Consider the following 12,243-nt stretch of genomic DNA (forward strand, 5'->3'; position numbering starts at 1 on the left):
AGGATTCCAGATTTGGCAGACCTCGGCTGGCGCCAGGACGGCTCCGCCACAAAATCTCACCCGATGCATAAGAACGGATCGGCGCCCATCGTCTCGCGCACCAGCGCGGCCAAACCCTCGGCGCCCTTGCGGAAGTCCACTGGCTTCGTCGCGACCATCACCTTGACCGCCCCCGTCGGCCCGATCACGAGGTCCGCCTTCAGCGCGCGGATTACTGCGGCCACCGTCTTGATATCGGCGCCCCGGCCGACGCGCATGACGATGCCGTCGATCTCAAGCTCGATCATACCGGCATCTCGGGTGGCTTGCCGTTTCCGCTGCTTCGGTGAACGGCTGACTACAGGTTCCGCCGCCGCCAACACCGTCGGCACAAAGGCAGGAGAATCTTGCTGCACCGAAGTGGCCTTTTTGCGCGCTTCGCGGCGCCAGGCGAAGACCTGCTGCGGCCTAAGGCGATACCGACGGGCGGCCTAGGAAATGATTGCGTTCGGCTCCAGCGTCTCCGCGATGATCCGCGCCTTGTCATCCACCGACCAGTGACGCCGACCGCCGGCACCGTTGATCACCACCCCTTACTGTGTTCAAGCTCGATGCGCCTTATCGTCAGCGAAGCGGGAGTCGGCCCGAATTCCGCACAGTGGTTAAGGTAACGGGCCCGCTCAGGTTGCAAATCTGCCGAATAGGCCGCTACGCGTTCCACCGGAAACGAGCGTCCGCGCATTTTATTACAACCGACAAGCCCTGATTGCCAATCATCACCACGCGGGGATTTTCATTCCGAGAGTGCTGGCTCGGGCCGTGCGTTCCTTTCAGACAAATTCAGGAGCGATGCGTCTAAGCGCAGCTCTCAGTGCTTCCGCTAACCGATCACCCCATTTGATCTGATCGGCCGGTTCCGTGATCATATCCTGCCTAATTTCCAACTCGATTCCGAGCAGACCTCGATGTTCCGCGTAGACGGGGACTGCATAATCCGACTCATTTTCCAGCGCGTAAGGCTGATTGAAGCCAATGTCGAGATCGCCCGCCATCTTGAATTCTTCGGCCAGCGCGTCTGCCAGGCGGCGATCTTCGTTGAAAAGAAGGCCTAGGTGCCAAGGGCGCGGCGTCGGGTAGTCGGTGTGCCAAGGGGTGAAACTGTGGACGGTCAAGATCACCGTTGGACGTTTCGCGGCAAGACGGGTCCGAACCACATGCTCGATCCTCGCTTGGTAGGGATGAAAGATCTCAGACAGGCGCATGGCAGCAGCCGGTACAGTTAGATCCAGATTCCCCGCGATAGTCGTTCCGTCGGTCATCGTGACAAATGCTGTCGGGTTGTGGGGTGGACGATTGCAGTCAACGATAAGCCGGGAGTAGCGCTGGTAGATCAACTCGGCGTCGAGTCGTTCGGACACCCGTCTACTGACGCCGAGAGCACCGATGTCGTAAGCAATATGACGTATGAGATCGGCTGGAGAGACGCCAAGAGACCCGAGCGACTTAGGGATCAGCCGACCAGCATGATCGCAGAGCAGAAGAAACGGCGATGATCCTGTCGGGCAAACATGCCCAACCGGGTTAGGCTCATCCGGCCCAAGAAGCCCATCCTTCCAACGGTATCCGGGTACATCCTCTAGTTCGATAGGTGCTTGGAGTAGGTGCCGTGGCATTGGCTTCTCAGTTGCGAGGGCAGATCGGTTGCGAGGGCACCAATCGACTCTAAGATCGGCAGGCGATCAAGATGCGCGGCTATGATCAAGGCGATTGACGAGCCCTCTCTTAGATACCATGGCACGACATGCAAGTTCCGGCGCCTCGCCAGAAACCTCGTCTATCGATCGGACTGAGTGAAAGCCAATCGCCTGTTCAGATATCTCGCTGTGTCCGATGTTGATACGTTTCATACTGTTGGGCTAGACAACTCTAATTGAGCGGTAGCAATTCGAGAATTCAAAGCAGATGACACACGGCAGGGTGAAGCAGAAATCGACCTTGGTCGACCCAGTGATAATTTCACACCCGTCGCCCACTGCCGACCAAAGCGTTGCGCGCTATGCGCGCTTCGAAGCCACCGCGAGAGGTTCCCGTCACGGCGAGCCCGAAATACTCATCAAGAAGCGCGAGCACACGCTGCGTATCGTTGCGGAGCTTCTCTAGCCCGTACATCTTCACGACGTATTTGGCCAGCGATTGGAGAACGCTCTCCTCGTCTTCTGCCTGGAAGACGAATGGGTCTGTAATTCGCTGCACAGTCACCTCATCGAACTGCGCAGCAGCGAACAGATCAAGAACCTCGCCCGCGGTGAAATGAGGATAGTCGTGTGGCGTCACCGAATGAGTTGACACTACGTCAGCGAACCAGCGGGCGGTGGCTGAACCCTCTTCGAAGTCATGAAGAACGAAGACGCCACCGGGCCGAAGAATTCGCGCAGCCGCTTGGACAGCGGTGGTGCGTTGAGCGTGCGGGATGTGGTGCGTGCCGTAAGCCATCAGCACACCGTCCACCGACCCGTCTTTAATCCAGAACGGATCGGTCGCGCTTTGCCAGATTGCGAAAAGGCCGTCGCGGATGCAACGGTCCACCATGAACTGAGAGATGTCAGAGTTGATGAACGTCGGGCAGCGCGCCGCACCCAAGATCTGATGGGCTACCTTGTTCACGTAGCCGTCACCGGCGAGAAGATCGCAGATGATCATTGATGAACAAAGTCCGTCGCAACCATTGGGGTGCATCTTGCCCAGAAGATCCATCACACCCTCCGATCGTGCCAGCAGCGACAGTTGGATGCTATCGAGGTAATCCGCCCCACGCCCTTCCGAGGTGAACTCATTGCGCGAGAGATTCGCCAGATTTGTAAGGCAGGCGGATGACTCTCTAGCTATTCCGGGCTCGATCGCCTTGAAGGCCAGCGGGTCGATCTTTTGCAACTGGACGAGGTCCGAATTCAAATTATTGCGAAACATTGTAGTTCTCCCTGGTGATTGTTTGCCAGCGAACAGATCGACAGTTCCCTGCCGGATCTCAGCGATGAAGGGTGGAATGATTTACTTTGCAGACCGCCTCCGTGATATAGCAGCACTGCTCCACGAGCGGAGGCGAACGAGCGTGGCCGAACCCTTTCCGGCCAAAGTCCCCGCATCGAACCAGAAAAAGTTGTCTAAATCAAATGACATAGAATTTTCCTGAACTCGAACTCTCGACAGTCTCTTACACAATTATACGTCACATATTCTGAGTAAACATTATAGCTTACAGCAATCATGCATACCTTTTGCAACGCGATTTTGATGAATGTGAAATAGGGATATGCGCCTGTTCGGTAGTTACCCACCCCTTCTTGCTGCACGGTAGCGCGTCCTCGTTGTCTTTGCCCGGATACGTTTGCCGCAGTATACATATCAAGCGAGAGAGGAATGTTTTCACCGACGAGATATTCAATTGCTGGCGCAAGGATAGTTGGGTCCCTAGTTGAGTGCGCCGGACCCTACAAGGAAATCGAGAAATGGCTTACCGGCCTCGTCCCAGATTGTCGCTCCGAGGGCCTTCGTAAAGACGGTTGGAAACGACCGGCAATAGCGACGAACGTTAGACTCATGAGCTTCGAAAATGTCGATATCAATTAAAGGGCCTCTCTGGTGCGTCTTGCGATCAAAGCTGCAGGTTCTATGTTCACGCATTCCAAACCATTGAGTTGACGATTAGCTACGGCCAATCTCGGACTTAAAGCGAACTTACCATGGTCAGCGACTTGCATTCGCAAAGAGTCTGTAAACTTGTTTGACGAATCTGTTGCAACGCTTGGGATAGCGATACCTTGACAGTCAGTACCCGCCTTTGCGGCAGCGCTATCGGCGGCGTTGTTGGCATGGGCGACTGACATAACCGCACCGGTTTTCCAGCATGACTGCAACCCCGATGTTTGGGTATTTCTCTAGCAAGCTGTTGAAAAGGCACTCGCCACCGGATCGCAGCGGTAATTCACTGGTTCCGAAGGGATTCGGAAGTGACGTGCGCGGCGGCGACGATCGAGCTGGCGAACTGTTTAGCTATGTTGACCTTGAGGCGCGGGTGCGGCGCAATCATCCGTTGCGGGCGATCCGGTGGCGGGCGGGCGTAAGTCGAAGGTCAGCAGCAGTCGACTGCGCATCGACGCTGATAGATGCGCAATCCATCCGCATTAAAGGTCGGTCCTCCAAAGTCAGGTCCACCAGAGAACAAGATCCGGCCGCGCAAACCCGAAAAAGCTGTTCAGCAACAAGCGACGCTTTCCGTTGCCTGGTTGACCGGTAACCCCGTGAACGAAGCCGCCATCGATCAAAGCGATATCCCCGGCCTTGAGCTGGATCTCGCGGCAAGGAACGGCCTCGAGATAGGCTGCCGAGTAGGGATAGCCGGTGGTTTCCACGCCCTGCGACTTTCGGTCGGCAACTGTCGGCTTATGGCTCCAGAGCCTCAGATTGCCGCCTTCCTCGGGCATGCTCGGATAGAAGTTAAATGCTGCGACAGTGTTGTGCGCCACGGAAGAAAGCTCATAACCATTGCCAGCACATAAGACTTGAGCGACGTCGTCGTGGGGGTCCAATGAAAATGCGCCGCTGCCAGACCAGTTGATGGCACGACAAACATTGGCCTGACCGTGTTCTGAACGGGCCAGTCGCAGTTCGATGCCCTGGTTGTGAAGCTCGCGCTTCAATGCGCTGAATATTGCTCGGACCGGGTCAACCAAATTCTTAAACAGGGCCTCGACGTGCGGCCGCGCATTTTCGGCCTCTGCGAAATAGGTGGCTGCATCCTTCCTGTAGTGGGATGCGCCAACATACTGTCCTGGCACTCCATCCTTTCGCTGCTTGAGACCGGTACTGGCACTGAAGTTCGCGCTGATCTCCTCGGCTACTTCAGTGCTGAAAGCCTGCTTGATGTGCAGAGCGGTCGTCTCGCCTTTCAGGACCGAGATGATGTCAGCAGTGCTGATCGAGCCGGTCCGGTGTCTGATCGAAACAGGAGAGATGGCGGGCGGTTGAGGAATCTGATTACGCATTGTCTTGCTCCTGTAGTGCGTGGTCAAGAATGGCGACGCCGTTATCAAGTTCGACATCGGTGATGGTTATCGGCGGGAGGACTTTGATCACGTCGCGATTTGGCCCTGAGGATTCGATAAGCAGGCCATTCTCGAACGCGACATCGTGCACGCTGCCGACCAGGGCCGGTGAACGGAACTTGAGGCCAGCCATCAGACCGCGGCCCCGTTTTTGTTCAATGTATCTGGGAAATTTCGCGACGAGGCGGTCAAGGTGCCCCTGCAGTTTGGCCGCTGTCTGTTCCACGCCTGCAGTAAACCGGCTGTCCGACCACATTTTGGACATGGCCCCTGCCGTCACGAAGGCGAAATTATTGCCTCTGAAGGTCCCGCTATGTTCTCCGGGTTTCCATATGTCCATGTCGGGGCGAATAAGGACAATGGAGAACGGACTCCCTGAACCGCTCAGTGACTTGGAAAGGCACACGATGTCGGGTTCGATTTTGGCGAACTCGAAGGAGAAGAAATCGCCTGTTCGGCCCGCACCCGCCTGGATATCGTCGACGATAAAAACAATGCCATGCTTGCGGCAAATGCGCTGAATTTCTATGAGCCAAGCCGCGGATGCGGCGTTCATGCCCCCTTCTGCCTGGATGGTCTCCAGAATGATTGCGGCTGGCTTTTCTATGCCGCTCCCTGGGTCGCTCAAAACGCAATCAATGTAATTGGCGGAATCGAACGCTTGGCTCGGATAGCCGTCAAATGGGATACGGATCACATCGTGGCGCGCAACGCCTCCCAGCTCTCTGGTGGACGCCGACCCCGAGATCGCTAGCGAGCCGAGCGACATACCGTGGAACGCATTTGTGAATGCCATGACGCTCGAGCGGCCGGTATACTTTCGCGCAAGGGCCAGCGCCGCTTCGTTGGCGTTTGTGCCCGTCGGCCCAGGAAACTGTATCTTGTAGGAAAGCCCCCTGGGTTTCAGGATCGAATCCACAAAGGCTTCAATGAAGTCACGCTTAGCCACCGTATGCATATCAAGCGACAGCACAATGTTCTCACCGATAAGATATTCGATTGCTGGTGCCATAATATTCGGGTTGTTGTGTCCGTAGTTGAGCGCGCCGGAACCCACAAGGAAATCGATGTGAGGCTTGCCGGTCTCGTCCCAGATCGTCGCCCCCAGTGCCTTCGTAAAGACTGTGGGAAAGGCCCGGCAATATCGGCGAACATTGGATTCATGAGCCGTGAACGCGTTGATGTTCATCTTTAGGTCCTCTGCACGGAGATCATTCACGGGGAGAGTGATAAAACTTTCTGCTCGTGGTGAATGTTCTTCATGTCACATTGACACCAGAATCGTCGGATTGACTTTTTTGGGCCGGTACTTCGCGGGAATTCTAATTGGTGTGGCTATCTCTCTTAAAAATACCCCATTATTGCGTTGCTCCAGAGCTGATACCTAGGGTGAATGCGGTGGACAACATATAGATTTTCCGGACAAGCACCGATACTACGGCATCGGGTAGTTGACGGATCAGCCCCATCGCCCCTGCGAGAATTCGGCCGACCAAATCATAGGAGTCGTCCGACCGCTGGAGCACGTCACCACAGGCTGTGGAGCGCGGCGATCGCGAAGCCGCTCGCGAGCGCCCTCAACAGTGCCGCAGCGAGCGGCATTGCGGCGGTCATCCGGTCATCGATGTTCCCCGGCAAAGCTCGGTTGCGGGTCTTAAAGGAATCATCGACGACCGATGGCATGAGGAACCTGCGTGCGCTCTTGGCCGGTCTCTTGCGCGACATGATAGGCCTTCTCGGCGAGCGAGTGATGGATTTGGAGGTTGCGGCAGCCATCGGCGCCGCGTATGACGAGGCTCGAGCTCCACGACAGGCCGCGCACCGAGCTCGCCGAATCTTCCTTTCTATGGTTCGATAATCCCAAGTTCCACAGCTTTCGCAGCAAGTGCCGTTCTGCGGGTCGTGTCCAACTTCCGCATCACGTTTTTCACATGGAAATCAACCGTGTTTTGGGACCGTCCTAATATCGTCCCTATTTCCCCTGACGTTTTTCCTTTCGATATCCAATGAATGCACTCTCTTTCCCTATCAGAGATCTTATAGGCGTGCTCCGATGACCTCTGCGTTCCGAGCTTCGCAACCCTCAGATGAAACTGTACTGCGGCAATTTGCAGATAGGTGATCGCTCTATTTTCCAATTCGCCGTCCGAGGATTTAGCAAAACACATAAGCTTAAAGCTGCCAGCGGGACCATGTAATGGAACGGTAACGCCTGACTTCAAGCCGAACGTCCCCGCCTCGTCCAGGACGCGGCGTTCATTTTCAGTCGTGCTTTCGTGGGTATAAACCTCACTCCACCGGAAGGGCCCTACCCCCTTTCGACCTTTCTTGATGAGCGGGTCTATTTTGGCATAACCCATCTTTAAGTAGCGCTCCTGCCATTCATCAGGGTAATTCCACATCATCGCAGAGTCCGGTCGGGTCGGCTTCAAAACCTTTTGTTCTGGTGCAAGGGGGCCATAGGCTATCCACGGGCAATCGAAATTCAGCGCAAACGCGGACAACAATTCGAACAACTGTTCGGATTCAGCGACATCATTAGTCGTGTCGAGGAATAGGCTTAACTCGGCCGCAATCCGCGAGAATTCCATGATCTCTCCTTCAGTTGCGTTCTCATTGGTGCGAGCTGCTCCAGCCCAGCATCCCAATTGCGTGGTGGAATCTGAGTCCTGGCTCCTCCCCTGTCGACAGAGCTTCAAGAGTCGTGCCAACTTGGGCGCAAAGCTTTTCTTCAGATTGCAATGGGCTGGGTAAGGTACCCAGGAGATGAACCGAACGCACTTTGTCGCGGAGTGAACAGTCGTTGGGTCGCAGAATGGCAGCGGAGCACGAACTCAACGGCCTCGTGTCTCTCGACGGCCAACCGCCCAGGGAGGAATTTGGTCGCGAGCCTCTGCGCGTAACGCTCTGAATTATTTACCAGATCATCGACCGTCCGCGGAATTGGCTCCGGCCTTTCCGGTTCGGCACTGTCGTGGACACGTCCGGCACGGCAGGGCGGCATACGCGAGCTGTCGCCCGTCAGCCGTTACGGAAGGTGTAGCCGTAACCATTGATTGCGGGCGCGCCACCCAGATGGGCGTAAAGGACCCTCGACCCCTCTGGAAAGAAACCTTTCTGGACGAGGTCGATCATCCCTTGCATCGATTTGCCCTCATAGACCGGATCGGTGATCATACCCTCGAGCCGCGCGCACAGACGGATCGCCTCCTTCGTTTCCTCGGACGGAACGCCATAGCGCGGGTACGCGTAGTCCTGGAGCAACACCACGTCAGCCTCGACAAGTTCCGTTTCGAGCTCGACGAGCATCGCTGTACGTTTGGCAATGCTAAGCACCTGCGCCTTGCTCTTTGCTGGAGTGGCGGATGCATCGATACCGATCACGTTGCGCTGTCGACCGTCCTTCGCGAACCCGACGATCATGCCGGCATGCGTTGAACCTGTGACAGTGCTGACCACAATGTAGTCGAAGGCAAAACCAAGCTGTTTCTCCTGGTCGCGCACCTCGTAAGCGAACCCCACATAGCCAAGGCCACCGTATTTGTGGACAGAGGCCCCGGCCGGTATCGCATAAGGTCTGCCGCCCCTTGCCTTGACATCATGGAGCGCTTCTTCCCAACTGTAGCGGATACCTATGTCAAAGCCCTCGTCGACCAGGCGCACCTCTGCGCCCAAGATGCGGCTCAAAAGAATGTTGCCGACCCGGTCGTAGACGACATCGTCATGTGGAACCCAGCTCTCCTGAACCAGAAGACATTTCATGCCGATCTTGGCCGCGACCGCTGCGACCATCCGGGTGTGGTTGGACTGCACGCCCCCGACGGTGACCAGCGTATCAGCATCTGACGCGATCGCATCGGGAACGATGTATTCGAGCTTGCGCAGCTTGCTTCCACCGAACGCGAGACCTGAGTTGCAGTCCTCGCGTTTGGCGTAGATCTCTACCTTGCCGCCCAGATGTTTGCCGAGGCGGTCGAGCTTCTCGATCGGCGTTGGGCCAAAGGTGAGCGGATAGCGTGGGAACTTTTTCAGCATGTTTTCTCCAGCAGAGGTATTCAAGCTGAACTATCTCCAGCCTAGGTCATGGGCGTTCGTGCTGAGCCAGCTATGTTCTGGAACGTTGTAGAAGTGACTCACATCATCGCCGGCGTCTCCGTTCGATCGACCGGTGCCGGCGTGCTGCGAGCCTCCTATGTGCGTGGCGAACGCAAACAGCTTCACCGAGCATGTTGCCACCCCTGGCCAGTTCCGGCCCACCTGTATTCTTGTCCTATCAATTCGATGTCTCTTGTTGGGCGTGAACGTGAGTTCCGCTCTGTCACTACGCCTCAACACAGCGTCAACACACAGCGCAGTCAGAACGAGCTGAGATACATCTGAACATTCATTCCTCAACTCGTCATCTTGTGGCGGCTGGTTCGAACTGCGTTGGCCTACCCTTACCTCTGCTCGACAAGCACACTGGACCGCCAGAGCAGAAAGAGCACGCTGCCGAAATAATCCCTCTGGAGCAGTAGCGAACAGGCCAGCGTAGCGACGACGGCTAGACGGATCGCGTGCTAAGCGAAGAGAACGGACACAGCGTTGCCGCTCCAACCACCGCCGCGAGTCGACTAAAGATGATGAGGTCCAAAGTCGTTCTCCTATCCCGTCATTGATGCTGCTCATGCTGCAATCTGGTCGGCCGCGACATGCGTCTGGCAGTTCTTTGGGCAGACACGGCCACAGGCTCCGCAGCCAATGCAGCGGCCGGCATGGTCCACTACCATGACCATACGATTGAGCTCACCGTCGAAGTCGTCGTCTTCCCCGTCGCAGATGCCGAGGATTTCACCCGCGTCATCCACGCCGTGAAGATGCATGACCTCGCGCGAGCAGACCTTGAAACAGCGACCGCAGCCGATACAGATTTTCTCGTCTATAGCGGCCAGATATTCCGGCACCCATTTGGAGCCGTCGCGGGTGATGCTCGTCATCGTAAGGTCCTCATTTTGGCGAGCTCTCTCCGGGCACTATTCAACTCGGCATAAACAGCGTGCGCTGTCTCGGCGACTTCCGCTATCTCAGTCCATTTGTTCGGGAGGCCCTCGGCAAGGTCGCGCAAGTTCGTCTTGGCAATCGCCGCGCGCAGTTGCAGCTTTCGGACTTTCTTCAACATCTCATCCAGATTTGACATGAGCCTTCCTCGAAAATTCGGTTTCATCCTCGCAACGTCGGACAGGCAATGACCGCAGTCGCATCGTCGCCCAGTTTCGTACCGGTGCGGGCAAGTTTCCGGAAAGTCTCGAAGACGACGCGGTGGACGTCTCAAACGATTAACTGCCCGCCCGTGAAAACCCCGAAACCCCGATCGATTTCATCATTGTTGGCGATGTGGTCACGCAAGAGCGCTCCTCGATCACAATCCCCGCTGCTGTGTGAAATATGTCGAGCCTACACAGCAGAATCGCCAATGATCGGGATCTGAAGGACGCAGTTTTTCGTGATGATGAAGCCGACCAGCAGCTCGGTCATTTGCCCTGGCATCGCCTGTCCTGAGCTCGGATCAGCGCCAGGAGCCGTTCGATGGTCGACGGGCAGGATCAAGCGCGGTGTGAGACATATCGTTTCCTCAATTCAGTGTCGTCTCAGAGGGCGAGCTCTGCGTTCGGCTGCGCCAACTTCGGGCCCGCTTACGCGGCCGCCCCCCGGCTTGGCCGGGCCGGGTTCCAGGTAATGCTGTGCTTGGGCCGACCTTGAACATGTCCTGGACTGTGACGTCCTCCGCGATAGCTTAAATTCTCGTCGAACATCGCGTCCGCGGCGAACCGTCTCTGGAGGTCGTTGACGCCCCAGCCTTGACCTACAGCAACGATCCCCTCGGTGCTGCATGGGCATACTTGCTGCGAGCGGGCTGCATGCATTGGGCGAATTGACCAGGGTTCGATTCCACTTGTCATGCCTTTTGCAATCTCTGCTCATGAGGCCACTCCGCTTTAGTGTTCAGGAGCCTTGATTGCGGTGCCACACAGAAGTCCCCGCAACAGACGTTCTCACCCGTGTAGTCGGCCAGGGCTTGAAGCAAGGGGCTATGGTGTGTCTGTTTGATGTGATCAGGCATTGGCTCCGGAATATCCAGCGATTTCAGTGCCGCTTCGATCAACTCGATCGCGCGAGCGTTGTTGCCGCTCTCGTGGTAATACTGAGCTACCGGGAGGTAGCAACGGAATTTAAGGCGCCCGTCGCCATCCGGGGGATTCAGTGTCAGGATTTGTTCCGAGAGCGTGTTGCCTATCGCAAAGCGCTCAGCACGGGGAAGATGGGAGTTGTCTATCGCGGGATCGAAGAGCTGATTCAGGGCCATGACCATCCAAGACACGGCCTCGTTTTTTTTGTTGATCGCGTCCTCGACTAACTGGCGCATGACTGGCAAGCCGCTCTGCATGTCCCGCAGCTTGTGAAGCAGAAGATTCGCTTGAGTTTGCCGAAACCCGATATAGTCCGGCATCAATGCCAGGCCTTCTTCAACTGCCGAGAGTGCGGCCGGCCAATCCTCGGCCTGTGTGGCGGGCTTAAGTTTGGCGTATATCGGTTTGGTCCGGGCCCGTTCGCGCGCTGTGCGTTGGCTAGTAGCGAACCGCCTTATGTCGGCGGCCCTCGCTTCATTGCTGCTGCGCCAGCTGCCGTTCAGAACTTTGGGTAAAACCTCATCGAGTTCCGCCGGGTGTCCGATGAAAGCGATGCGGCCGTTGCCATCAACCAGGAACGACTCAGGGATTCCGGGAGAAGAACTCGCCTGCATCCATAGTCTGTTCATTTCACCGGTAAAATCGAACGCAATCCGGTAATTCAGATTCAGGAACCTCTCGGTCAGCCACGCATCCAACTTGGTCCGCGCCTCGTCTGCGGTTGGAGCCTGTTCGCTAGTTGCGATTCCGACGACCTCGAATCCACTGTCTTGATATTCCTCTTGCAGCTGCATCAGATTGGGTATAGCCGCCACACAAGGTCCGCACCAAGTCGCCCAAAATTCGACCAGACAGACCTTGCCGGGCTGAAAGTTCGTGATGGGTTCGCCACGCAGCCAAGTGTCCACTTTGATTGGCGGAGCGGGGGACTCAATACGCAACACCGTTTCGTTCTCCAAATTCCCACACCTTTCCTGGCGCTTATGGGTTAGCTG

The 12,243-nt window shown here is 56.4% G+C and carries 11 protein-coding genes and 2 pseudogenes; all 13 read right to left on the reverse strand.

The window, feature by feature from the left end; genetic code table 11:
- Positions 1–71 precede the first annotated feature (71 nt).
- Positions 72–188 (reverse strand): annotated as a pseudogene (gene tnpB / locus FJ490_RS28515) (IS66 family insertion sequence element accessory protein TnpB); the annotation flags it as partial.
- Positions 189–809: 621 nt separating this feature from the next.
- Positions 810–1,652, reverse strand: coding sequence for an N-formylglutamate amidohydrolase (locus FJ490_RS28520; protein WP_084015730.1), 843 nt, complete (start codon positions 1,650–1,652; stop codon positions 810–812).
- 343 nt (positions 1,653–1,995) lie between these two features.
- Complete coding sequence (locus FJ490_RS28525; RefSeq protein WP_064993510.1) at positions 1,996–2,946, reverse strand: methyltransferase domain-containing protein; 951 nt, start codon at positions 2,944–2,946, stop codon at positions 1,996–1,998.
- Positions 2,947–3,365: 419 nt separating this feature from the next.
- Positions 3,366–3,603, reverse strand: a pseudogene (locus FJ490_RS33595) (diaminobutyrate--2-oxoglutarate transaminase); the annotation flags it as partial.
- 578 nt (positions 3,604–4,181) lie between these two features.
- Positions 4,182–5,021: a hypothetical protein gene (locus FJ490_RS28540; RefSeq protein WP_064993511.1), complete on the reverse strand. Its 840-nt coding sequence runs from the start codon at positions 5,019–5,021 to the stop codon at positions 4,182–4,184.
- Positions 5,014–6,270, reverse strand: a complete 1,257-nt coding sequence (ectB, locus tag FJ490_RS28545) for a diaminobutyrate--2-oxoglutarate transaminase (protein ID WP_064993567.1) — start codon at positions 6,268–6,270, stop codon at positions 5,014–5,016. Before ectB ends, FJ490_RS28540 begins: the two co-directional genes overlap by 8 nt.
- Before the next feature lie 338 nt (positions 6,271–6,608).
- Positions 6,609–6,806, reverse strand: a complete 198-nt coding sequence (locus tag FJ490_RS28550) for a hypothetical protein (RefSeq protein ID WP_064993512.1) — start codon at positions 6,804–6,806, stop codon at positions 6,609–6,611.
- Between the two features lie 119 nt (positions 6,807–6,925).
- Positions 6,926–7,672 carry a LuxR family transcriptional regulator gene (locus FJ490_RS28555; protein WP_064993513.1) on the reverse strand — a complete coding sequence of 249 codons (747 nt, stop codon included), beginning with the start codon at positions 7,670–7,672 and terminating at the stop codon, positions 6,926–6,928.
- A 430-nt stretch (positions 7,673–8,102) separates the two neighbouring features.
- Positions 8,103–9,116 (reverse strand): 1-aminocyclopropane-1-carboxylate deaminase, encoded by a 1,014-nt coding sequence (locus FJ490_RS28560; protein ID WP_064993514.1) that lies wholly within the window; start codon positions 9,114–9,116, stop codon positions 8,103–8,105.
- Positions 9,117–9,520: 404 nt separating this feature from the next.
- Positions 9,521–9,634, reverse strand: coding sequence for an exopolysaccharide production repressor protein (locus FJ490_RS33680; protein WP_140688170.1), 114 nt, complete (start codon positions 9,632–9,634; stop codon positions 9,521–9,523).
- 111 nt (positions 9,635–9,745) lie between these two features.
- Positions 9,746–10,057 carry a ferredoxin III, nif-specific gene (fdxB, locus tag FJ490_RS28570; RefSeq protein ID WP_064993515.1) on the reverse strand — a complete coding sequence of 104 codons (312 nt, stop codon included), beginning with the start codon at positions 10,055–10,057 and terminating at the stop codon, positions 9,746–9,748.
- On the reverse strand, positions 10,054–10,257 hold the full coding sequence (locus FJ490_RS28575) for a CCE_0567 family metalloprotein (RefSeq protein ID WP_064993516.1): 204 nt from the start codon (positions 10,255–10,257) through the stop codon (positions 10,054–10,056). Before FJ490_RS28575 ends, fdxB begins: the two co-directional genes overlap by 4 nt.
- 759 nt (positions 10,258–11,016) lie before the next feature.
- On the reverse strand, positions 11,017–12,192 hold the full coding sequence (locus FJ490_RS28580; protein WP_064993568.1) for a redoxin family protein: 1,176 nt from the start codon (positions 12,190–12,192) through the stop codon (positions 11,017–11,019).
- Between the last annotated feature and the right edge of the window lie 51 nt (positions 12,193–12,243).

This window comes from Mesorhizobium sp. B2-5-11 (assembly GCF_006440835.1).
Lineage (GTDB): Bacteria > Pseudomonadota > Alphaproteobacteria > Rhizobiales > Rhizobiaceae > Mesorhizobium.

What these genes read in the sequence shown, in the direction of transcription:
- FJ490_RS28575 (WP_064993516.1), bottom strand. Translation starts at nt 10,257, where the DNA reads ATGTCAAATCTGGATGAGATGTTGAAGAAAGTCCGAAAGCTGCAACTG.
- FJ490_RS28525 (WP_064993510.1), bottom strand. Translation starts at nt 2,946, where the DNA reads ATGTTTCGCAATAATTTGAATTCGGACCTCGTCCAGTTGCAAAAGATC.
- FJ490_RS28555 (WP_064993513.1), bottom strand. Translation starts at nt 7,672, where the DNA reads ATGGAATTCTCGCGGATTGCGGCCGAGTTAAGCCTATTCCTCGACACG.
- FJ490_RS28520 (WP_084015730.1), bottom strand. Translation starts at nt 1,652, where the DNA reads ATGCCACGGCACCTACTCCAAGCACCTATCGAACTAGAGGATGTACCC.
- fdxB (WP_064993515.1), bottom strand. Translation starts at nt 10,057, where the DNA reads ATGACGAGCATCACCCGCGACGGCTCCAAATGGGTGCCGGAATATCTG.
- FJ490_RS28550 (WP_064993512.1), bottom strand. Translation starts at nt 6,806, where the DNA reads ATGTCGCGCAAGAGACCGGCCAAGAGCGCACGCAGGTTCCTCATGCCA.
- FJ490_RS28540 (WP_064993511.1), bottom strand. Translation starts at nt 5,021, where the DNA reads ATGCGTAATCAGATTCCTCAACCGCCCGCCATCTCTCCTGTTTCGATC.
- ectB (WP_064993567.1), bottom strand. Translation starts at nt 6,270, where the DNA reads ATGAACATCAACGCGTTCACGGCTCATGAATCCAATGTTCGCCGATAT.
- FJ490_RS28560 (WP_064993514.1), bottom strand. Translation starts at nt 9,116, where the DNA reads ATGCTGAAAAAGTTCCCACGCTATCCGCTCACCTTTGGCCCAACGCCG.